Genomic DNA, 19,938 nt, shown 5'->3' with positions numbered 1-19,938 from the left:
CACGGTGGGCCGGTGGGGATCTCCACCTCGCTCTGGGCCGAGTACCACCCAGTAGGTACCCTGCACACCATGCGTGCACTTCTCGTGGTCAACCCGGCGGCAACCACCACGAGCGCGCGCACGCGCGACGTGCTGATCCACGCGCTCGCGAGCGAGATGAAGCTGGAAGCGGTCACCACCGAGTACCGCGGACATGCGCGCGACCTCGGCCGGCAGGCGGCGCAGAGCGACGACGTCGACCTGGTGGTGGCCCTCGGCGGCGACGGCACGGTGAACGAGGTCGTCAACGGTCTGCTGCACGCGGGACCCGACCCCGACCACCTGCCCGGCCTCGCGGTGGTCCCCGGCGGTTCCACCAACGTCTTCGCGCGCGCCCTCGGTCTGCCCAATCACGCGGTGGAGGCCACCGGAGCCCTGCTGGACGCCCTGCGCGAAGGCCGCGAACGGACCGTCGGTCTGGGCCTGGCGTCGGGTACGCCGGGCTCGGAGGACGAGGCGGTCCCGGCCCGCTGGTTCACCTTCAACGCCGGCCTGGGGTTCGACGCAGGCGTGGTCGGCCGTGTCGAGCAGCACCGCGAGCGCGGCAAGAAGTCGACACACGCCCTCTACGTCCGCCAGGTGGTGCGCCAGCTCATCGGCGAGCCGCACCGGCGCAGCGGGACCATCACTCTGGAGCGGGCCGGCGAGGACCCGGTCACCGATCTGGTGCTCTCCATAGTCTCGAACACCTGCCCGTGGACGTTCCTCGGCAACCGCCCGATCTACGCCTCTCCCGAGGCGTCGTTCGACACCGCGCTCGACGTCTTCGGCCTCAGCCGGCTGTCGACGGCCGCGGTTGCCCGGTATGGCACCCAGTTGCTCACTTCGTCCCCCGAGCGCGGGCCGCGCGGTCGGCACGCGGTCTCCCTGCACGACCTGACCGACTTCACCTTGCATTCGAAGGTGCCCCTGCCCCTCCAGATGGACGGTGACCACCTGGGGTTGCGAACCAGCGTGGCGTTCACAGGCGTACGCCGTGCACTGCGTGTGATTGTGTGAGCAGAAGGGGCGAAAGTCCTTTCACTCGAACGTTTAGACCAGGGTCCACCCCATGGAAGTACGGCTGTGACCTAGTCGACACCGAAGAATCAAAAAAAACTTTCCGGAAGGGGTTGTATCCGCCGCCGAGGTTTGCGAGTCTCTTCTTGGCGATCGGGACAGCCCGCAGGACCGGCATCCACAGATCACCGGAACCCCTCTTCAAACCACAGGACCACGCCAGGGAACCTGGCTGTAGGCCCTTCCCTTGTTGAGGGATTCGTGAAAGCGTTCACATTCACAAGCATCCCAGCATGTAATACCAAGGAGAGGTAGCAGCCATGGACTGGCGTCACCGCGCCGTTTGCCGCGAGGAAGACCCCGAGCTCTTCTTCCCCATCGGCAACACCGGTCCCGCGCTGCTGCAGATCGAGGAAGCCAAGGCCGTCTGCCGTCGCTGCCCCGTCATGGAGCAGTGCCTGCAGTGGGCGCTCGAGTCCGGCCAGGACTCCGGCGTCTGGGGTGGTCTCAGCGAGGACGAGCGCCGCGCAATGAAGCGCCGTGCCGCCCGCAACCGGGCTCGTCAGGCCTCCGCCTGACAACCCACCCCTACTGACAGCCTCAGCTTGGCGGCGCGTACAGCGAGTACGCATCCCCCGCTCCCGAGCCGCAGCGCGCAGTACCCCCGATGCGCATCGGACGATGTAGCGCACGAGCACTGGCCTCGGACCTTCACAGGTCCGGGGCTTTTTGCTGTGCCCACGTCCCACACCCCGATGTCCGTGCTGCGTGACCGCGCTACTTCTCGGCGGGCACCGGGATGTCGAGGATGACCCGGGTGCCGCGCTCCGAGGCGGGGACCATGTCGAAGGTGCCGCCCAGCTCGCCCTCCACCAGGGTGCGGACGATCTGCAGGCCGAGATTGCCGGAGCGGTGCGGGTCGAAGTCCGCGGGCAGGCCGACGCCGTCGTCCTGGACGGTGACCAGCAGCCGGGCCTCCTTCGTCGTACCGCCGCGGACCGCGGAGACCTCGACCGTGCCGGTGTCGCCGTCCCGGAAGCCGTGTTCCAGGGCGTTCTGCAGCACCTCGGTCAGGACCATGGACAGCGGGGTGGCGACCTCTGCGTCGAGGATGCCGAAGCGTCCGGTGCGCCGGCCGGTGACCTTGCCCGGTGAGATCTCCGCCACCATCGCGAGCACGCGGTCGGCGATCTCGTCGAACTCCACGCGCTCGTCCAGGTTCTGGGAGAGCGTCTCGTGCACGATCGCGATCGAGCCCACCCGGCGGACGGCCTCCTCCAGTGCCTCGCGGCCCCGGTCGGACTCGATGCGCCGGGCCTGCAGCCGCAACAGGGCCGCCACGGTCTGGAGGTTGTTCTTCACCCGGTGGTGGATCTCCCGGATGGTGGCGTCCTTGGTGATCAACTCGCGTTCACGGCGGCGCAGTTCCGTCACGTCCCTCAGGAGCACCAGTGAACCGATGCGGGTGCCCTTGGGCTTGAGCGGGATGGCGCGGAACTGGATCACCCCGTCGTGCGCCTCGATCTCGAACTCGCGCGGCGCCCAGCCGCTGGCGACCTTGGCCAGGGCCTCGTCCACCGGACCGCGGGACGGGGCGAGTTCGGCCGTGGTGCGGCCGAGGTGATGCCCCACCAGGTCGGCGGCGAGCCCCATGCGGTGGTAGGCCGACAGGGCGTTCGGGGAGGCGTACTGGACGATGCCGTCGCCGTCGACCCGGATCAGGCCGTCGCCGACCCGGGGCGAGGCGTCCATGTCGACCTGCTGGTTCTCGAACGGGAAGGCGCCGGCCGCGATCATCTGGGCGAGGTCCGAGGCGCTCTGCAGGTAGGTCAGCTCCAGGCGGCTCGGGGTGCGCACAGTGAGCAGGTTGGTGTTGCGGGCGATGACCCCGAGGACGCGGCCCTGGCGGCGTACGGGGATGGACTCGACGCGGACCGGGACCTCCTCGCGCCACTCGGGGTCGCCCTCGCGCACGATGCGGCCCTCGTCCAGGGCGGCGTCCAGCATGGGGCGCCGGCCGCGCGGGACGAGGTGGCCGACCATGTCGTCCTGGTACGAGGTGGGGCCCGTGTTGGGCCGCATCTGGGCGACGGAGACGTAGCGCGTGCCGTCCCGGGTGGGGACCCACAGGACCAGGTCGGCGAAGGAGAGGTCGGAGAGAAGCTGCCACTCCGAGACCAGCAGATGGAGCCACTCGAGGTCGGAGTCGTCGAGCGCGGTGTGCTGGCGTACGAGTTCGTTCATGGAGGGCACGGGGCTGAGCGTACCTGGCGGTACGGACAGCGATCGAAACCAGCCACTCCGCACTGCTCCCCCGCTCCCGGACGCGGCCCGCAAGGCCCCCGGAAACACCCGCGGGCCGCGGCGCCTGGGAGGGACCCTCAACCCTCCCGGCACCGCAGCCCGGAGCAACATCGGCCGTGGGGTGTGCGGTCCCGGTCGGCCGAAGGATGAGGAGCCGGGGCAGTCAGGGCAGAGAGCTCCGGTTCCTCGGTCCGTCCTCCTGTGCGGGGAGGACGGAAGCCTGACGATCACCTTGCGTGAGCGACACGGTCGGTGCCTCGCTGACCATTGTGGACTAGACCACTAACCGTGTCCATGCGGTGAACGCCGTTTGTTACTGGTGGCTTCTGCGACCGCACCGCCGTCCGGGCAGCCGCCGCCAGAAGCCTAACCCTGATGGCTCAACCTCGGGGCCAGACCGACAGGGCAATTTCCGCGAGCGCCTCCAGCTCCGTCCGGCCGGCGCCGTCGCGCGCCTGCTGGGACATGCCCTGGATCATCGCGCCGGTGTACCGGGCGAGGGCGGCGGCGTCGGTGTCCGGCGGCAGCAGACCCGCGTCCACGTCGGCGCCGATCCGGCGTTCGATGGCGGCGATGTTGGCGTTGCGCCGCTCCCGCAGGGACTCCTCGACCTCGGCGGTCGAGCAGTTGGCCGCGGCGTGGATGACGAGGCAGCCGTGCGGCCGGCCGGGGGCCGTGTACTCGACGGCGGCCTCGCGCAGCATCCTCTCTATACCCGCGCGCGCGGTCGGCTCCTCGGCGAGGGCACGGTCGCCGAAGGCGCCGTACCGCACGCCGTACTCCTGGACGACCTCCTCGAAGAGCGAGCGCTTGTCGCCGAAGGCGGCATAGAGGCTCGGGGCGCCGATGTCCATGACCCGCGTCAGATCGGAGACGGACGTGGCCTCGTAACCGTGCTCCCAGAACGCCAGCAGCGCGGCCTCCAGCGCCGTCGCCCGGTCGAAGGAACGCGGACGCCCGCGGGTCCTGGCCGCACCACTGCGAGCAGGCGCCCCGGGCCGTTCACTCTTCTCACCGCTCACCATGGAGTGCATTTTATAGCGGCCACTAGAAAAAGGCTGCCGGGCTGCTGTACGGTCATTTCTGTAGCGACCACTAGTGAAAGCGAAGGGGGCGTCGGGATGAGCGTGCTTGCGGGCAGGACGGCACTCGTCACGGGGGCGAGCAGGGGCATCGGGCGGGGCATCGCGGAGCGGCTGGGCAGCGACGGCGCCCGGGTCGCGGTGCACTACGGGCGGAACGAGGCGGCGGCGAAGGAGACCGTCGCCGCGATCGAGGCCGCGGGCGGCTCGGCGTTCACGGTCAAGGCGGATCTCGCCGCTCCGGGCGCCGCCGAGACGCTGTGGGAGGAGTTCGACAGACACGCCGACGGCCTGGACGTCCTGGTGAACAACGCGGGGATCGGCAACACGCGCCCCATCGGGGAGATAGGGGAGGCGGAGTACGACGCGGTCTTCACGGTCAACGTGAAGGCGCCGTTCTTCATCCTCAAGCACGGCATGGGCCGGCTGCGCGACGGCGGCCGGGTCGTCAACATCTCGTCGGGTCTGGCCCGCACGGCGGCGATGCCGGACAACATGGCGTACGCGATGACGAAGGGCGCGCTGGACGTGTTCTCGCGCGACCTCTCCAAGGTGCTGGGCGCCCGCGGCATCACGGTGAACTCGGTGGCACCCGGCATCATCGACACGGACAACACGGCCGACCTGCTGCACGGGAGCGCGGACGGCTGGGAGCAGGCGGCGGCGTTCTCCGCGCTGGGCGGGGTGGGGACGGCCGCCGAGGTGGCCGACGTGGTCGCGTTCCTCGCCTCGCACGGGGGCCGGTGGGTCACGGGAAGCTGGGTGGACGCCACGGGAGGTTCACTGACCTGACACCACCGCCGGCACACCACCACTCGCCTGACCGTTTCAGCGCGACCGCGGGACCCCGCTCTGTTAGATTGGTCTAAACCACATAGCCAGTCCCGGGCCCCGGGTGAGTCCTCTCTTCGAAACGGCAGGCCAGCGTGGAAGTTGTCATCGTTCCCGATGCCAAGGCGGGCGGCGAACTCATAGCCGAAGCCATGGCACAGCTGCTCCGGCGCAAGCCCGACGCCCTGCTCGGGGTGGCCACCGGCTCGACGCCGCTGCCCGTGTACGAGGCGCTGGCGGCCAAGGTGCGCTCGGGTGCCGTGGACACCGGGCGGGCTCGGATCGCCCAGCTCGACGAGTACGTGGGGCTGCCCGCAGAGCACCCGGAGTCGTACCGCTCGGTGCTGCGGCGCGAGGTGCTGGAGCCGCTGGGCATCGGCATGGACGCCTTCATGGGCCCCGACGGCACGGCCGCGGACGTGCAGGCGGCGTGCGAGGCCTACGACGCGGCGCTGGGCGGGGCCGGTGGTGTCGACCTGCAGTTGCTGGGCATCGGTACCGACGGGCACATCGGTTTCAACGAGCCGTGCTCCTCGCTCGCCTCGCGGACCCGGATCAAGACCCTGACCGAGCAGACCCGGGTCGACAACGCGCGCTTCTTCGACGGCGACATCGAGCAGGTCCCGCACCACGTCATCACCCAGGGCATCGGCACCATCCTGGAGGCCCGGCACGTGGTGCTGCTCGCCACCGGCGAGGGCAAGGCCGACGCGGTCGCCGCGAGCGTCGAGGGCCCGGTCGCGGCCGTGTGCCCGGCCTCCGCGCTGCAGTTGCACCCGCACGCCACGGTCGTCGTCGACGAGGCCGCCGCCTCCAAGCTGAAGCTCGCCGACTACTTCCGTCACACCTACGCCCACAAGCCGGACTGGCAGGGCATCTGACCTGCCCCGCCCCTCCCCCGCCCCTCCCCTGCCCCTCCCCGTCCCGCGCGGCGGAGCCTCGCGGGACGGACACCCACGTACGAAGGCGCCGGATCCCCACGGGGACCCGGCGCCTTCGCGCATCCCTGCCCACGCCCACCACGAGCGCGACCACGCCCACGCCCGTGCCACGCCGCCACCCACGCCGAAGGCGCTGCCCCCGCCACGGGACCGGCGCCTTCAGTGTGTTCGACAGGGTGTGCGTCAGACGCCCGCGATGGCCTCCGCCGCCGCTCGGCCGCAGACGCGGGCCGCGCCATGGGTGGCGAGGTGGACGGCGCCGCGGGGCTTCGCACGAGGGACGCCCATCTCCACGACGATGGTGTCCGGCCGGGCCGCCAGCAGGACGTCGAGGGCCGCCGCCATCCACGGGTGGCGGTGCTCGTCACGCACGACGGCGACGATGCGGCGGGAGCCCGCGGCGGCCAGCGCCTCGCGACCGGCGTCGGCCCCGTTGAAGCTGCCGGTCTCGGTGCCCGGCAACAGGCGGCGCAGCTCGGCGGCCACGCCCCACGGGGTCTCGTCGCCGACCGCGATGTTCGCCACCGGAGTGAGCGCGGCGACGTACGGCGGCTCGGTGAGCGGGGCCGAGTCCACGGCGGCGGTGACGCGCAGCGCGCGGCGGGCCGCACGCAGGCCCACGTCGCCGTCGGCGGTGTCCGCGGCCCCGTCGGCGGGACGGTTCGCCGCGGCCCAGCGGGACAGGGCCCGGACGCGTTCCGCCGCGTCGGCCAGGCGCTCCTCGGGCAGTTCGCCCGCGCGGACGGCCTCGACCAGCGCGTCGCTCAGCCGCCGTACGGTGCCCTCGTCGTGCAGGCCGCCGCCCACGCAGATCGCGTCGGCGCCGGCCGCGATGGCCAGGACGGTGCCGCGTTCGATGCCGTACGCGCCCGCGATGGCCTTCATCTCGATGCCGTCGGTGACGATGAGCCCGTCGTAACCCAGCTCCCCCCGGAGCAGGTCGGTCAGGATGCGGCGGGACAACGTTGCCGGGCGGTCCGCATCCAGGGCCGGGACCAGGATGTGGGCGCTCATCACCGCGCGGCTGCCGGCCGCGACGGCCGCGCGGAAGGGGACCAGGTCGCGCTCGGCCAGCACGTCGGCCCCCACGTCGATGCGCGGCATGGCGTGGTGGGAGTCGATGCCCGTGTCGCCGTGGCCCGGGAAGTGCTTGGCGCAGGTGGCGACGCCCGCGGACTGCATCCCGGTGATGTAGGCCGCGGTGTGCCGGGCGACCAGGTCGGTGTCGGCGCCGAAGGCGCGCACGCCGATGACCGGGTTGTCCGGGTTGGAGTTCACGTCTGCGGAGGGCGCCCAGTTGAAGTTCACGCCCGCGGCGGCGAGCCGGCGGCCCAGTTCCGCGGCCACCGCCCGGGTGAGCCCGACGTCGTCCACCGCGCCGAGGGCGTGGTTGCCGGGGAAGGAGGAGCCGGTGCGCACTTCGAGCCGGGTGACGTCACCGCCCTCCTCGTCGATCGCGACCAGCAGGTCCTCGCGCTCGGCGCGCAGCTGCGCGGTCAGGGCCGCCACCTGCTCGGGCGAGGTGACGTTGCGCCCGAACAGGGCGACGGAGGCCAGCCCTTCGCCGATGCGGCGCAGCAGCCAGTCGGGGGCGGTGGTGCCGGCGAAGCCGGGCTGGAGGACGGTGAGCGCGTCGCGCGTGAGGGTGTCGGTGGCCCTCGCGAGGGTCGTCATCGGTGGTGCTATCCCTTCACGGCGCCGGCGGTCAGGCCGCTGACGGCCCTGCGCTGGAGGTAGACGAAGAGGATCAGGATCGGGATGGCGAACAGGGAGGAGGCGGCCATGGTCGCCCCCCAGTCGTCGCCGAAGACGGTCTGGAAGCTGGTCAGCCACAGCGGCAGGGTCTGGGACTCCGCCTCCTTGTTGACGACCAGGACGAGGGGCAGCTCGTTCCAGGCGGTGATGAAGCCGAACATCGAGGTGGACATCAGGCCCGGCGCGAGCAGCGGCAGGATGACGCGGCGGAAGGCCTGCATCCGGGTGCAGCCGTCGACCATCGCCGACTCCTCCAGCTCCTTCGGCACGGCGGCGACGAAGCCGCGCAGCGTCAGGATGGTGAAGGGCAGGATCATCATCATGTAGAAGAGGGTGAGCGGCACCAGGCTGTTCAGCATCGACGCGTCGCGCACGATCATGTAGATCGCGATGACCATGACTTCCCAGGGCGCCATCTGGGCGAGCATGAAGCCGACGATGAAGCCCCGCCGTCCCCTGAACCGCATCCGCGCCAGGGCGAAGGACCCGGCCAGGGCGATGATCAGCGAGAAGACGACCGCGCAGACGGTGACGATGAAGGAGTTGCCGACGTACGTCCAGAAGTGGTCGGCCTCGGTCGCGGTCTTGAAGTGCTGGAAGGTGACGTCGGTCGGGAACCAGACCGGGTCCTCCGAGATGATGTCACCGGTCGGCTTGAAGGCCGTGGTGAACATCCAGTAGACGGGGAAGACGAGGCCGATGAACAGGACGACGGCCGTGACGTTGGGCCACAGGCGGCCGAAGAGCGAGCGCTTCACAGCTCGTCCTCCTCTTGCTTGAGCACGATCCTGAGGTAGTACGCGGTCAGGCCGAGCAGGATCAGGATGGTCAGGACCGCGATCGCCGCGCCCATGCCGTAGTGCTGGTTGCCGACGCCCTCGATGTAGGCGTACACGGGCAGGATCTCGGTGAGACGGTCCGGTCCGCCGCCGTTGAACGTGTAGACCTGGACGAACGCCTTGAAGATCCAGATGATCTCCAGGAACGTCGTGGCGTAGAGGAACGGGCGCAGGAACGGCAGGGTGACGGAGGTGAAGCTGCGCCACGTGCCGGCCCCGTCGAGGGCGGCGGCCTCGTACAGCTCGCCGGGGATGGTGGTGGTCGCCGCGTACAGGTTGATGGCGACGAACGGGACGGACATCCAGACGATCAGCACGGTGACGACGAAGAAGGTCGAGAACTGGCTGCCGGTCCAGCTGAAGTCGGCCATGGAGTGCCAGCCGAGCTTGTCGAGCACCCAGTTGACGACACCGAAGCGCTCGGCGAAGAGCCACTGGTAGACGGTGGTCGCGGCGACCACGGGCATGGCCCACGCCAGCACCAGGCCGATCATCAGCACGAGCCGCATCACCCTGGCGAGCCGGGCGAGCAGCAGGCCGATCAGTCCGCCCACCACCATGGTGAGGACGACGTTGACCGCGGTGAAGATGATGGAACGGAGGGTGACGCGCCAGAAGTCCTCGCCGGTGAGGACCTCCTTGTAGTTGTCGAAACCGGTCCACTCGGTGACGTGCTGGATCAGCTGCGCCATGTTGAGGTTCTGGAAGGACAGCAGGGCGTCCTTCACCAGCGGCCAGCCGAGCAGCAGCACGGTGGCCGCGGCGGCGGGCAGCAGCAGCAGATACGGGGCCAGCGCGCCGGCGCGCGACGCCGCTCTCGCTCTCGGCCCGCCGGTTCCCCCACCGTCCGCCTTGCGGACGTCCGACGGGCCTGAGGGCGGCCGTTCGGTCTGCACGGTCATGCTCGGGGTCTCTCTCTTCTCGACCTGTTCACCTCGACGCCGGGGCGGGGGCCGTCGTGTGTCAGCCCCCGCCCCGGCTCACCCGGTGCTACTGCTGCTGCGCCAGGCGCTTGTTGAACTCGCCCTCGACCTGCTTGGCGGCCTCGGCCGGGGACTTCCCCTTCATGACGGCCGTCAGGTACGTCTTGATCGGGTTCGGGTCGTTCTCGACCGCGGCCCACTCGGGGATCAGCGGCGTGGTGTCACCGGTCCCGGCGGCCGGTGCGGCGGCCTCGGCGGCGGCGTTGCCCTTCAGGTTGCTCTGCAGCGCCTCCTTGTTGGGGATGACGCCGTTGGCCTTGGCCAGCCCGCCCTCGAACTTGTCGGAGAGCGCGATCTTCAGGAACTCCTTGGCGAGCTCCTGCTTCTTGCTGCCCGCGGCGACGGCCAGGTTGGAGCCGCCGAGGAAGACGCCCTCGGGCTTGTCCGCCGCGGGGCCCGGGATGGTGAAGTAGCCGAGGTCCTTCTCGATCGCCGGGTTGGTGGCGATCGCCGTGGCGCCCTCCCAGCCCATGCCGATGAAGGAGCCGGTCTTGCCCTTGGCGAAGATCTCGCCCTGCTGCGGGGTGGCCTCGTCCTTGTCCTTGGGCGCCTTGGAGAGGGCCTGGAACTTCTTGTAGGTCTCGGTGGCGGCGGCGACCTTCGGGTCGGACAGGTTGGAGACGTACTTGTCGCCGTCCTTCTTGACCAGCTCGCCGCCCTCGCCGATGACCAGGCCCACGAAGTGGTACCAGTTCTGGCCGGGCAGGTAGATCGGCTCGGCGTCGGTCTTGTCGCCGATCGTCTTGAGGTCGTTGTAGAACTCGTCGCGGGTCTTGGGCAGTTCCTTGATGCCCGCGTCCGCCCAGATCTTCTTGTTGTAGACGACGACGCGGTTGACCACGAACCATGGGGCCGCGTACTGCTTGCCGTCGAACACGGCGGACTTGTTGAGGGACTCGGACCAGTCGGTGCCGATCTCGCCCTTGAGGTCACTCAGGTCCGCGAGGCCGCCGGTCTTGGCGTAGGCGGGGGTCTGGGTGTTGCCGATCTCGAAGACGTCGGGCGGGTTCTCCTCGGAGAGGGCGGTGGTCAGCTTCTGCTGGATGCCGTTCCACTTCTGGATCTCGAACTTGACCTTGGCCTTGGTCTTCGCCTCGAACTCCTTGGCGAGGTCCGCCTGCCAGTCGTCGGGCGAGGAGCCGTCCATCACCCACACGGTGAGCGTCTCGCCGGCGTAGCCGTCGGCGCCGGCCTTCTTGCCGTCGTCGTCGCTGTCGCCCCCGCACGCGGCGATCGAGACCATCATGCCCGCGATACCGATCGCGGCTATAAGCTTGCGCTTCACGCCAACCCTCCTCAGGGATGCCACACAACCCCCCTGCCTCCCCGCGGTTGCTCGTCGACGCGGACCGCCCATGGGGCCGGGACCTGGACCAATGGTGTAGACCAGTACGGGGAGCTTGGCCCAGACCAATAGGACTGTCAAGGGTGTTCAAACTCCGCCCCCGCGTCCGTGATGGGACCGAGATATGCAGGGACCTTTCATTGCGCAAGCGACAGATCGGGCGGACCGGGACCGGGTGTACCACCCCCCACCGAATGACGTGCGGGGACAGCCCCGAACGCGCGTACCAGCGGCCTCTGACGCACCTGTGGACTAGACCAAGGGTGTTCCCGCGGGTATACAGAAGGGATCACGGAGCGTGCGGGGGCCATCCCGGCACGAAGCCGTGCCACGATGTGAGCCGTGGCCGACAGGGATAGCGGTCGCTTCGGCACCCGGAGCCGGGAAGGCAGAGCATGAGCACCGACGTCAGCAGTGCGGAGAACGAGGGTGGGGCGACCGTCCGTACCGCGCGCGTGCCCAAGTACTACCGCTTGAAGAAGCACCTGCTCGACATGACCCGGACCCAGACCCCGGGCACACCGGTCCCGCCGGAGCGCACCCTGGCCGCCGAGTTCGACACCTCGCGCACGACCGTTCGCCAGGCCCTGCAGGAGCTGGTCGTCGAGGGCCGCCTGGAGCGCATCCAGGGCAAGGGCACCTTCGTCGCCAAGCCCAAGGTGTCGCAGGCACTGCAACTGACCTCGTACACCGAGGACATGCGGGCCCAGGGCCTCGAACCCACCTCGCAGCTGCTGGACATCGGCTACATCACCGCCGACGACCGGCTCGCCGGACTGCTGGACATCACCGCCGGCGGCCGGGTGCTGCGCATCGAGCGGCTGCGCATGGCCAACGGCGAGCCGATGGCGATCGAGACCACCCACCTCAGCGCGAAGCGCTTCCCGGCCCTGCGCCGCTCCCTGGTGAAGTACACGTCCCTCTACACCGCGCTGGCCGAGGTGTACGACGTCCATCTCGCCGAGGCCGAGGAGACCATCGAGACCTCGCTGGCCACCCCGCGCGAGGCCGGCCTGCTCGGCACCGACGTGGGCCTGCCCATGCTGATGCTCTCCCGGCACTCGCAGGACCGCACCGGCCAGCCGGTGGAATGGGTGCGTTCGGTGTACCGGGGCGACCGCTACAAGTTCGTGGCCCGCCTCAAGCGGCCGCAGGACTAGGGCCCCGTCCCGGCGCATAACCGGCATAGTTCCCCGCGCGCGGGCGCGAAGTTGCGGTTGAGGACCGATATACGGACGAGGTCTTCCGCTGTCTTGACACCGTCACCTACATTTCGTGCGCACTGCACGAGGTGATCAGCGAGGGGACGGAGCCGCGCATGTCAGAAGACACAGAAGTGAGCAGAGAGCCGGTGGTGACGCCGGTGCGCGTCGTCATCGGGCTCTGTCTCGTCGCACCGTTCGTCGCCATGCTGTGGGTCGGTTCGTACGCGAAGGCGGACCCGACCTTCATCGGCATCCCGTTCTTCTACTGGTACCAGATGGCGTGGGTGCTGATCTCCACCCTGCTGACGGTGGCCGCGTACAAGCTGTGGCAGCACGACCAGCGCGGACGCGCCGGCCGCTCCGCCGCCGGCCGCCCCGTCCCCTCCACCCCCTCCGCGCCGAAGGGTGGTGAGTCGCGATGAACGACGGCGTGAACGGCGTCGCACTCGCCGTCTTCATCTTCTTCTTCGTGCTCGTCACCGCCATGGGCTTCCTGGCCGCCCGCTGGCGCCGTGCCGAGAACGAGCACAGCCTCGACGAGTGGGGCCTCGGCGGCCGCTCGTTCGGCACCTGGGTCACCTGGTTCCTGCTGGGCGGCGACCTCTACACCGCGTACACCTTCGTGGCCGTCCCGGCGGCGATCTACGCGGCGGGCGCGTCCGGCTTCTTCGCGGTGCCGTACACGATCCTGGTCTACCCGCTGATCTTCACCTTCCTGCCCCGCCTGTGGTCGGTCTCGCACAAGCACGGTTACGTGACGACCTCGGACTTCGTGCGCGGCCGGTTCGGCTCCAAGGGCCTGTCGCTGGCGGTCGCCGTAACCGGCATCCTGGCGACCATGCCGTACATCGCGCTCCAGCTGGTCGGCATCCAGGCCGTCCTCGACGTGATGGGCGTCGGCGGCGGCGAGGACACCAACTGGTTCGTCAAGGACCTGCCGCTGCTGATCGCCTTCGGTGTGCTGGCGGCGTACACCTACTCGTCGGGGCTGCGCGCGCCCGCGCTGATCGCGTTCGTGAAGGACACGCTGATCTACATCGTCATCGCGGTGGCGATCATCTACATCCCGATCAAGCTGGGCGGGTTCGACGACATCTTCGCGTCGGCGAGCGACAAGTTCACCGAGGCGGGCAAGGGCGGAGTGGTGCCGGACGCGGGGGGCCAGTGGACGTACGCGACCCTCGCGCTCGGCTCGGCCCTCGCACTCTTCATGTATCCGCACTCGATCACCGCCACGCTGTCCTCGCGCAGCCGTGAGGTGATCCGCCGCAACACCACGATCCTGCCGCTGTACTCGCTGATGCTGGGCCTGCTCGCGCTGCTGGGCTTCATGGCCATCGCGGCCGGGGTCAAGGTGGACAACGGCCAGCTGGCGATCCCGCAGCTGTTCGAGAACATGTTCCCGGACTGGTTCGCGGGCGTGGCCTTCGCGGCGATCGGCATCGGCGCCCTGGTCCCGGCGGCGATCATGTCGATCGCGGCCGCGAACCTGTTCACCCGCAACATCTACAAGGACTTCATCAAGCCGGACGCCACGCCGCAACAGGAGACGAAGGTCTCCAAGCTGGTGTCGCTGCTGGTGAAGGTGGGCGCGCTGATCTTCGTCCTGGGCATGGACAAGACCGTCGCGATCAACTTCCAGCTGCTGGGCGGCATCTGGATCCTGCAGACCTTCCCGGCCCTGGTCGGCGGCCTGTTCACCCGCTGGTTCCACCGCTGGGCGCTGCTCGGCGGCTGGGCGGTCGGCATGGTCTACGGCACGGTCGCCGCCTACGGTGTGGCCTCGCCGACGCAGAAGCACTTCGGCGGCTCCTCCGACGAGATCCCCGGCATCGGCGAGATCGGCTACATCGGTCTCACCGCCTTCGTGCTGAACGTGCTGGTCACCGTGGTCCTGACCTTCGTCCTGAGGGCGGTCAAGGCGCCCGACGGCATCGACGAGACCAAGCCGAGCGACTACACGGCGGACGCCGGCGACCCCGGCGTCCAGGTGGAACTGCCGCCGGCCACGGCGGGCAGCTCGCACTGATCCCCGGAGCGCGAACGCGGCGGGCCGTCGGAGAAATCCGGCGGCCCGTTGTCGTACCCGTCGGGCACACTCGGCGTCATGGACTTCGTGATCCGACGTGCGACGGCCGAGGAGTACGACACCCTCGGCGAGATCACCGCGCAGGCCTACCTGCGCGACGGCCTCCTCGACTTCGGGGAGAGCGACTCGTACCTGGACGAGCTGCGCGACGTGGCCAAGCGGGCGGCGGCGGCCGAGGTGCTGGTCGCCGCGGCGGACGGCCGGGTGCTCGGCGGCGTGACCTTCGTGCCGTCCGGCGGTCCCATGGCGGACATCGCGCGCCCCGGCGAGGCCGAGATACGCATGCTCGCCGTCGCCCGCGAGGCGCGTGGCCGCGGGGCGGGCGAGGCGCTCGTACGGGCCTGTGTCGACCGCGCCAGGACGGTGGCCGGTTGCACGGGCGTCGTGCTGTCGACCCAGACCGCCATGCGCACCGCCCACCGCCTCTACGAGCGCCTGGGCTTCGTCCGCACGCCCGACCGCGACTGGAACCCCCTGCCGGAGCTGGACGACATCATGCTGCTCACTTACGAACTGACGCTCTGACGCTCTGGCACCGACCCGAAGCGGGCCCGACGCTACACCCTGACACGGAAGCCAGACACAACATCTGGGGGTGCTGGCGGAGCCCGGCACAAGATGTATGCTCGTGCTCGCTGTCGCCGCAGGGGAATCCGGTGCGAATCCGGAACTGTCCCGCAACGGTGTACTCGTGTGCATCCGTACGTCTTCGCACGTGCGCGCACGCCTGGTCAGTCCGAGGACCTGCCGACAGTGCGCCCGGCCGCCTTGGCCCGGGTGCCATGACGTCCGGGCCTCGTGGAGTGGGCCGGTGGACGCGACGCCGCGTGCGCTCGTGAGCTGCCCCCTGCCCTCCCTCCGCCAGGCCCCGTGCCGAGCGAGGGAGTGCTCCACGTGACCATCGCGCCAGCCGATCCGGCTTCAGCGACCCCGGTGACGGCGACCGGGGAACCCGACGGACCCGGTGCCGCCCTGCTGCGGACCCTGACCGGGCTGACCGCCGACCTCCCCGGCGCCGACCCGGGCCGGGTGGCCGCCGCCGCGCTGCGGGGCCGGTCCGCGCACGCCGACGAGGCCGAGCTGCGGGAGCTGGCCACCGAGGCGGCCGCCGGTCTGATCTCCGAGGACCCGGTCTACTCCCGGCTGGCCGCCCGGCTGCTGACCGTCGGCATCCGCGCCGAGGCCGCCTCCCAGGGCGTCGTCACCTTCACCGACTCCGTCGCCACCGGCCACCGCGAGGGTCTGATCGCCGACCGCACGGCCGCGTTCGTCCGGCTGCACGCGGCCCGCCTCGACGCGCTGATCGACCCGGCCGCCGACGACCGCTTCGGCTACTTCGGACTGCGCACCCTGTACAGCCGCTACCTGCTCCGCCACCCGATCACCCGCAAGACCGTCGAGACGCCCCAGCACTTCCTGCTGCGGGTCGCCGCCGGCCTCGCCGAGGACGACACGGTCCGCGCGGTGGACGAGGTCGCCGCCCTGTACGGCCTGATGAGCCGTCTGGACTACCTGCCCTCCTCCCCCACCCTCTTCAACTCCGGTACTAGGCACGCCCAGATGTCGTCCTGCTACCTCCTGGACTCCCCCAAGGACGAGCTGGACTCCCTCTACGACCGCCTCCACCAGGTCGCCCGCCTCTCCAAGCACGCCGGCGGCATCGGCATCGCCTACTCCCGCGTCCGCGCCCGGGGTTCGCTGATCCGCGGCACCAACGGGCACTCCAACGGCATCGTCCCGTTCCTGAAGACGCTGGACGCCTCGGTCGCCGCCGTGAACCAGGGCGGCCGGCGCAAGGGCGCGGCGGCGGTCTACCTGGAGACCTGGCACGCGGACGTCGAGGAGTTCCTGGAGCTGCGGGACAACACCGGTGAGGACGCCCGCCGTACGCACAACCTGAACCTCGCGCACTGGGTGCCGGACGAGTTCATGCGCCGGGTGGACACCGACGGGACCTGGTCGCTGTTCTCCCCCTCCGACGTCCCGGAGCTGACCGACCTGTGGGGCGAGGAGTTCGACGCGGCGTACCGCAGGGCGGAGGAGGCGGGGCTCGCCCGCAGGACGCTGCCCGCCCGTGAGCTGTACGGCCGCATGATGCGCACCCTCGCGCAGACCGGCAACGGCTGGATGACCTTCAAGGACACCGCCAACCGCACGGCGAACCAGACGGCGACCCCCGGCCACGTCGTCCACTCCTCCAACCTCTGCACGGAGATCCTGGAGGTCACCGACGACGGGGAGACGGCGGTCTGCAACCTGGGCTCGGTCAACCTCGGCGCCTTCGTCGACCCCGCGAGCGGCGACATGGACTGGGACCGGCTGGACGCCACCGTCCGCACCGCCGTCACCTTCCTGGACCGGGTCGTCGACATCAACTTCTACCCGACCGAGCAGGCGGGCCGCTCCAACGCCCGCTGGCGTCCGGTCGGCCTCGGCGCGATGGGCCTCCAGGACGTCTTCTTCCGGCTCCGTCTGCCTTTCGACTCCCCCGAGGCGAAGGCCCTGTCCACCCGTATCGCCGAGCGGATCATGCTCGCCGCGTACGAGACCTCCGCCGACCTGGCCGAGCGCAACGGCCCCGCGCCGGCCTGGGAGAAGACCCGTACCGCCCGGGGCGTGCTGCACCCCGACCACTACGGCGTCGAGCACACGTGGCCGGAGCGCTGGGCCGCGCTGCGCGCGCGCATGGCGGCGACCGGGCTGCGCAACTCCCTGCTGCTGGCCATCGCGCCGACCGCGACCATCGCCTCCATCGCCGGTGCCTACGAGTGCATCGAGCCGCAGGTCTCCAACCTGTTCAAGCGCGAGACGCTGTCCGGTGAATTCCTCCAGGTCAACTCCTACCTGGTGGACGACCTCAAGCGGCTCGGCGTGTGGGACGCCCGCACCCGTGAGGCGCTGCGCGAGGCGAACGGCTCGGTGCAGGGCTTCTCCTGGATCCCCGAGGACGTGCGCGCGCTGTACCGCACCGCCTGGGAGATCCCGCAGCGCGGCCTGATCGACATGGCCGCCGCCCGCACGCCGTACCTCGACCAGGCCCAGTCGCTGAACCTGTTCCTGGAGACGCCGACCATCGGGAAGCTCTCCTCGATGTACGCGTACGCCTGGAAGCAGGGCCTGAAGACCACGTACTACCTGCGCTCGCGCCCGGCGACCCGGATCGCCCGCGCCGCGGCCCGCGCCACCCCCGTCCCCGTGCAGGCGGCCCCGGACCCCGAAGCGGTCGCCTGCTCCCTGGAGAACCCCGAGTCCTGCGAGGCCTGCCAGTAATGACCACCGAGACCCCCGCGAACCCCGCCACGAAGAACCTGCTCGACCCCGGCTTCGAGCTGACCCTGCGCCCCATGCGCTACCCCGACTTCTACGAGCGCTACCGGGACGCGATCAAGAACACCTGGCACGTCGAGGAGGTCGACCTCCACTCGGACGTCGCCGACCTCGCGAAGCTCAGCCCCGAGGAGCAGCACCTGATCGGCCGGCTGGTGGCCTTCTTCGCCACCGGTGACTCGATCGTCGCGAACAACCTGGTACTGACCCTCTACAAGCACATCAACTCCCCCGAGGCGCGGCTGTACCTGAGCCGCCAGCTCTTCGAGGAGGCCGTCCACGTCCAGTTCTATCTGACGCTCCTCGACACCTACCTGCCCGACCCGGAGGACCGCGCCGCCGCCTTCGCGGCCGTGGAGAACATCCCGTCCATCCGGGAGAAGGCCGAGTTCTGCTTCAGGTGGATGGACTCGGTCGAGTCGATCGACCGCCTGGAGACCCGGGCCGACCGCCGTCGCTTCCTGCTCAACCTGATCTGCTTCGCGGCGTGCATCGAGGGCCTGTTCTTCTACGGCGCCTTCGCCTACGTCTACTGGTTCCGCAGCCGGGGGCTGCTGCACGGCCTCGCCACCGGCACCAACTGGGTGTTCCGGGACGAGACCATGCACATGTCCTTCGCGTTCGACGTCGTCGACACCGTGCGCAAGGAGGAGCCGGAGCTGTTCGACGACCAGCTCCGGCAGCAGGTCACCGACATGCTGCGGGAGGCCGTCGAGGCCGAGCTGCAGTTCGCGCGCGACCTGTGCGGCGACGGCCTCCCGGGCATGAACACCGACTCGATGCGGCAGTACCTGGAGTGCGTGGCCGACCAGCGCCTGACGCGCCTCGGCTTCGCCCCGGTGTACGGCTCGGAGAACCCCTTCTCCTTCATGGAGCTGCAGGGGGTTCAGGAGTTGACCAACTTCTTCGAGCGGCGTCCCTCGGCGTACCAGGTGGCGGTGGAGGGCACCGTCGACCTGGACGAGGACTTCTGAGTCGCCCGGCTCTCCTCCCCCCTGTCCTTCCGGGCCTCCCTGATCTCGCGGTCGATGCGCCGGTCGCGCATGATGCCGATCACCGACGGGAGGACCATCAGGACGAGGAGTCCGAAGGTGGCGAGCATTCCGATCAGGCCTTCTATCTGGTTTCCGTTCATGACACCACTGTCGCGCCGGATACTCCTTACCGGGAGTGGCAGGACTGCCGTAGGGCCTCGATTTCCTGCCACTTCCGGGGCACACTGGCACCATGCTGCAGAACGTGGCCGCCGTCCTGCTGGACGGCGTGCATCCCTTCGAACTGGGCGTCGTCTGCGAGGTCTTCGGCATCGACCGGACCGACGAGGGCCTGCCGAAGTACGACTTCGCGGTGGTCTCGGCGGAGGGCCCGGCACTGAGCACCCATGTGGGCGGGCTCTCCGTCACCACGCCGTACGGTCTCGACCGGCTGGAGGAGGCCGACCTGATCACCGTGCCGGCCGGCAGCGACTTCGTCCGCCGGGAGTACCCGCCCGAGCTGCTGGACGCCCTGCGCAGGGCGACGGACCGGGGCACACGCGTGCTGAGCGTGTGCTCCGGCGTCTTCGTGCTGGGCGCCGCCGGACTGCTGGACGGGCGGCGGTGCGCGGTGCACTGGCACCACGCGGCCGAGCTGGCCCGGCAGTATCCGCGGGCCCAGGTCGCGCCGGACGTGCTCTACGTCGACGAGGACCCGGTGATCACCTCCGCCGGGACCGCCGCCGGCATCGACGCCTGTCTGCACATCGTGCGCAAGGAGCAGGGGACGGAGGTCGCCAACCGGATCGCCCGGCGCATGGTGGTGCCGCCGCACCGGGACGGCGGGCAGGCGCAGTACATCGAACGGCCGCTGCCGCGCTCCTCCTGCGACACCGTCGGCGAGGTGCTGGCCTGGATGGAGCAGCACCTCGACGAGGAGGTCACCGTCGAACAGCTGGCGGCCCGGGCGCACATGTCCCCGCGCACCTTCGCCCGCCGCTTCCAGCAGGAGACCGGGACGACCCCCTACCGCTGGATCCTGCGCCAGCGCGTCCTGCTGGCCCAGCGTCTCCTGGAGGCGACGGACGAGACGATGGACACGATCGCCTGGCGCGCCGGTTTCGGCACGGCGGCGGCCCTCAGGCACCAGTTCACCAGGGCCCTGGGCACCACCCCGCACGCCTACCGGCGCACGTTCCGTGGCCCGGAGGCCGCCGCCTGAGCC

18 protein-coding genes and 1 riboswitch are annotated in these 19,938 nt (G+C 70.1%); of the genes, 11 read left to right on the top strand and 7 right to left on the bottom strand.

The window, feature by feature from the left end:
* Positions 1-69: 69 nt before the first annotated feature.
* Positions 70-1,038 carry a diacylglycerol kinase family protein gene (locus tag ACZ6IM_RS20925; RefSeq protein WP_052840932.1) on the top strand — a complete coding sequence of 323 codons (969 nt, stop codon included), beginning with the start codon at positions 70-72 and terminating at the stop codon, positions 1,036-1,038.
* A 320-nt stretch (positions 1,039-1,358) separates the two neighbouring features.
* The gene (locus ACZ6IM_RS20920) at positions 1,359-1,616 is read left to right on the top strand and encodes a WhiB family transcriptional regulator (protein ID WP_003973730.1); all 258 of its coding nucleotides are present in this window, start codon (positions 1,359-1,361) and stop codon (positions 1,614-1,616) included.
* 199 nt (positions 1,617-1,815) lie between these two features.
* On the opposite strand, the gene ACZ6IM_RS20915 is transcribed toward ACZ6IM_RS20920, so the two are convergent.
* Positions 1,816-3,291 (bottom strand): sensor histidine kinase, encoded by a 1,476-nt coding sequence (locus ACZ6IM_RS20915; protein WP_469558104.1) that lies wholly within the window; start codon positions 3,289-3,291, stop codon positions 1,816-1,818.
* A 431-nt stretch (positions 3,292-3,722) separates the two neighbouring features.
* Positions 3,723-4,367, bottom strand: coding sequence for a TetR/AcrR family transcriptional regulator (locus ACZ6IM_RS20910; RefSeq protein ID WP_052840933.1), 645 nt, complete (start codon positions 4,365-4,367; stop codon positions 3,723-3,725).
* A gap of 96 nt (positions 4,368-4,463) precedes the next feature.
* On the opposite strand from ACZ6IM_RS20910, the gene ACZ6IM_RS20905 reads away from it, so the two are divergent.
* Both ACZ6IM_RS20905 and nagB read left to right on the top strand, forming a co-directional pair.
* Positions 4,464-5,216: an SDR family oxidoreductase gene (locus ACZ6IM_RS20905; protein ID WP_052840758.1), complete on the top strand. Its 753-nt coding sequence runs from the start codon at positions 4,464-4,466 to the stop codon at positions 5,214-5,216.
* A gap of 134 nt (positions 5,217-5,350) precedes the next feature.
* Entirely contained in the window at positions 5,351-6,136 is a 786-nt protein-coding gene (gene nagB / locus ACZ6IM_RS20900) for a glucosamine-6-phosphate deaminase (RefSeq protein ID WP_052840759.1), read from the top strand.
* 243 nt (positions 6,137-6,379) lie between these two features.
* Here the strand turns inward: nagB and ACZ6IM_RS20895 are convergent, their stop codons facing one another.
* From ACZ6IM_RS20895 to dasA, 4 genes are all read right to left on the bottom strand, one after another.
* Positions 6,380-7,870, bottom strand: a complete 1,491-nt coding sequence (locus ACZ6IM_RS20895) for a glycoside hydrolase family 3 protein (RefSeq protein WP_469558099.1) — start codon at positions 7,868-7,870, stop codon at positions 6,380-6,382.
* Positions 7,871-7,878: 8 nt separating this feature from the next.
* Positions 7,879-8,709 carry a carbohydrate ABC transporter permease gene (locus ACZ6IM_RS20890; protein ID WP_052840761.1) on the bottom strand — a complete coding sequence of 277 codons (831 nt, stop codon included), beginning with the start codon at positions 8,707-8,709 and terminating at the stop codon, positions 7,879-7,881.
* A complete protein-coding gene (locus ACZ6IM_RS20885) occupies positions 8,706-9,692 on the bottom strand; it encodes a carbohydrate ABC transporter permease (RefSeq protein ID WP_469558097.1) in 987 nt (328 codons plus the stop codon). Before ACZ6IM_RS20885 ends, ACZ6IM_RS20890 begins: the two co-directional genes overlap by 4 nt.
* 88 nt (positions 9,693-9,780) lie before the next feature.
* Positions 9,781-11,058, bottom strand: coding sequence for a N,N'-diacetylchitobiose ABC transporter substrate-binding protein DasA (gene dasA / locus ACZ6IM_RS20880; protein WP_052840763.1), 1,278 nt, complete (start codon positions 11,056-11,058; stop codon positions 9,781-9,783).
* Between the two features lie 455 nt (positions 11,059-11,513).
* Here dasA and ACZ6IM_RS20875 point away from each other — a divergent pair, with 455 nt between their 5' ends.
* From ACZ6IM_RS20875 to ACZ6IM_RS20850, 6 genes are all read left to right on the top strand, one after another.
* The gene (locus ACZ6IM_RS20875; protein WP_003973740.1) at positions 11,514-12,278 is read left to right on the top strand and encodes a GntR family transcriptional regulator; all 765 of its coding nucleotides are present in this window, start codon (positions 11,514-11,516) and stop codon (positions 12,276-12,278) included.
* Positions 12,279-12,436: 158 nt separating this feature from the next.
* Positions 12,437-12,745: a DUF3311 domain-containing protein gene (locus tag ACZ6IM_RS20870; RefSeq protein ID WP_052840764.1), complete on the top strand. Its 309-nt coding sequence runs from the start codon at positions 12,437-12,439 to the stop codon at positions 12,743-12,745.
* On the top strand, positions 12,742-14,352 hold the full coding sequence (gene mctP, locus ACZ6IM_RS20865; protein WP_052840765.1) for a monocarboxylate uptake permease MctP: 1,611 nt from the start codon (positions 12,742-12,744) through the stop codon (positions 14,350-14,352). Before ACZ6IM_RS20870 ends, mctP begins: the two co-directional genes overlap by 4 nt.
* A gap of 78 nt (positions 14,353-14,430) precedes the next feature.
* Positions 14,431-14,937, top strand: a complete 507-nt coding sequence (locus tag ACZ6IM_RS20860) for a GNAT family N-acetyltransferase (protein WP_052840934.1) — start codon at positions 14,431-14,433, stop codon at positions 14,935-14,937.
* Positions 14,938-15,034: 97 nt separating this feature from the next.
* Positions 15,035-15,178, top strand: a riboswitch (cobalamin riboswitch).
* 128 nt (positions 15,179-15,306) lie between these two features.
* Positions 15,307-17,682 (top strand): ribonucleoside-diphosphate reductase subunit alpha, encoded by a 2,376-nt coding sequence (locus ACZ6IM_RS20855; RefSeq protein WP_052840767.1) that lies wholly within the window; start codon positions 15,307-15,309, stop codon positions 17,680-17,682.
* Positions 17,682-18,713 carry a ribonucleotide-diphosphate reductase subunit beta gene (locus ACZ6IM_RS20850; RefSeq protein WP_052840768.1) on the top strand — a complete coding sequence of 344 codons (1,032 nt, stop codon included), beginning with the start codon at positions 17,682-17,684 and terminating at the stop codon, positions 18,711-18,713. Before ACZ6IM_RS20855 ends, ACZ6IM_RS20850 begins: the two co-directional genes overlap by 1 nt.
* On the opposite strand, the gene ACZ6IM_RS20845 is transcribed toward ACZ6IM_RS20850, so the two are convergent.
* Complete coding sequence (locus ACZ6IM_RS20845; protein ID WP_469558091.1) at positions 18,626-18,874, bottom strand: hypothetical protein; 249 nt, start codon at positions 18,872-18,874, stop codon at positions 18,626-18,628. The two genes, ACZ6IM_RS20850 and ACZ6IM_RS20845, sit on opposite strands and share 88 nt — an antisense overlap.
* A 92-nt stretch (positions 18,875-18,966) precedes the next feature.
* Here ACZ6IM_RS20845 and ACZ6IM_RS20840 point away from each other — a divergent pair, with 92 nt between their 5' ends.
* Complete coding sequence (locus tag ACZ6IM_RS20840; RefSeq protein ID WP_469558087.1) at positions 18,967-19,935, top strand: GlxA family transcriptional regulator; 969 nt, start codon at positions 18,967-18,969, stop codon at positions 19,933-19,935.
* The last annotated feature ends 3 nt before the right edge of the window (positions 19,936-19,938 follow it).

Source organism: Streptomyces sp. NPDC042336, assembly GCF_055581985.1.
The sequence above is the reverse complement of the archived record's forward strand: the minus strand, read 5'-3'. Positions and strand labels throughout refer to the sequence as shown.

Coding starts and splice junctions, on each gene's coding strand:
- ACZ6IM_RS20925 (WP_052840932.1), top strand. CDS start 70: ATGCGTGCACTTCTCGTGGTCAACCCGGCGGCAACCACCACGAGCGCG.
- ACZ6IM_RS20885 (WP_469558097.1), bottom strand. CDS start 9,692: ATGACCGTGCAGACCGAACGGCCGCCCTCAGGCCCGTCGGACGTCCGC.
- ACZ6IM_RS20875 (WP_003973740.1), top strand. CDS start 11,514: ATGAGCACCGACGTCAGCAGTGCGGAGAACGAGGGTGGGGCGACCGTC.
- ACZ6IM_RS20845 (WP_469558091.1), bottom strand. CDS start 18,874: ATGAACGGAAACCAGATAGAAGGCCTGATCGGAATGCTCGCCACCTTC.
- ACZ6IM_RS20910 (WP_052840933.1), bottom strand. CDS start 4,367: ATGGTGAGCGGTGAGAAGAGTGAACGGCCCGGGGCGCCTGCTCGCAGT.
- ACZ6IM_RS20920 (WP_003973730.1), top strand. CDS start 1,359: ATGGACTGGCGTCACCGCGCCGTTTGCCGCGAGGAAGACCCCGAGCTC.
- ACZ6IM_RS20840 (WP_469558087.1), top strand. CDS start 18,967: ATGCTGCAGAACGTGGCCGCCGTCCTGCTGGACGGCGTGCATCCCTTC.
- ACZ6IM_RS20860 (WP_052840934.1), top strand. CDS start 14,431: ATGGACTTCGTGATCCGACGTGCGACGGCCGAGGAGTACGACACCCTC.
- mctP (WP_052840765.1), top strand. CDS start 12,742: ATGAACGACGGCGTGAACGGCGTCGCACTCGCCGTCTTCATCTTCTTC.
- ACZ6IM_RS20870 (WP_052840764.1), top strand. CDS start 12,437: ATGTCAGAAGACACAGAAGTGAGCAGAGAGCCGGTGGTGACGCCGGTG.
- ACZ6IM_RS20850 (WP_052840768.1), top strand. CDS start 17,682: ATGACCACCGAGACCCCCGCGAACCCCGCCACGAAGAACCTGCTCGAC.
- ACZ6IM_RS20895 (WP_469558099.1), bottom strand. CDS start 7,870: ATGACGACCCTCGCGAGGGCCACCGACACCCTCACGCGCGACGCGCTC.
- ACZ6IM_RS20905 (WP_052840758.1), top strand. CDS start 4,464: ATGAGCGTGCTTGCGGGCAGGACGGCACTCGTCACGGGGGCGAGCAGG.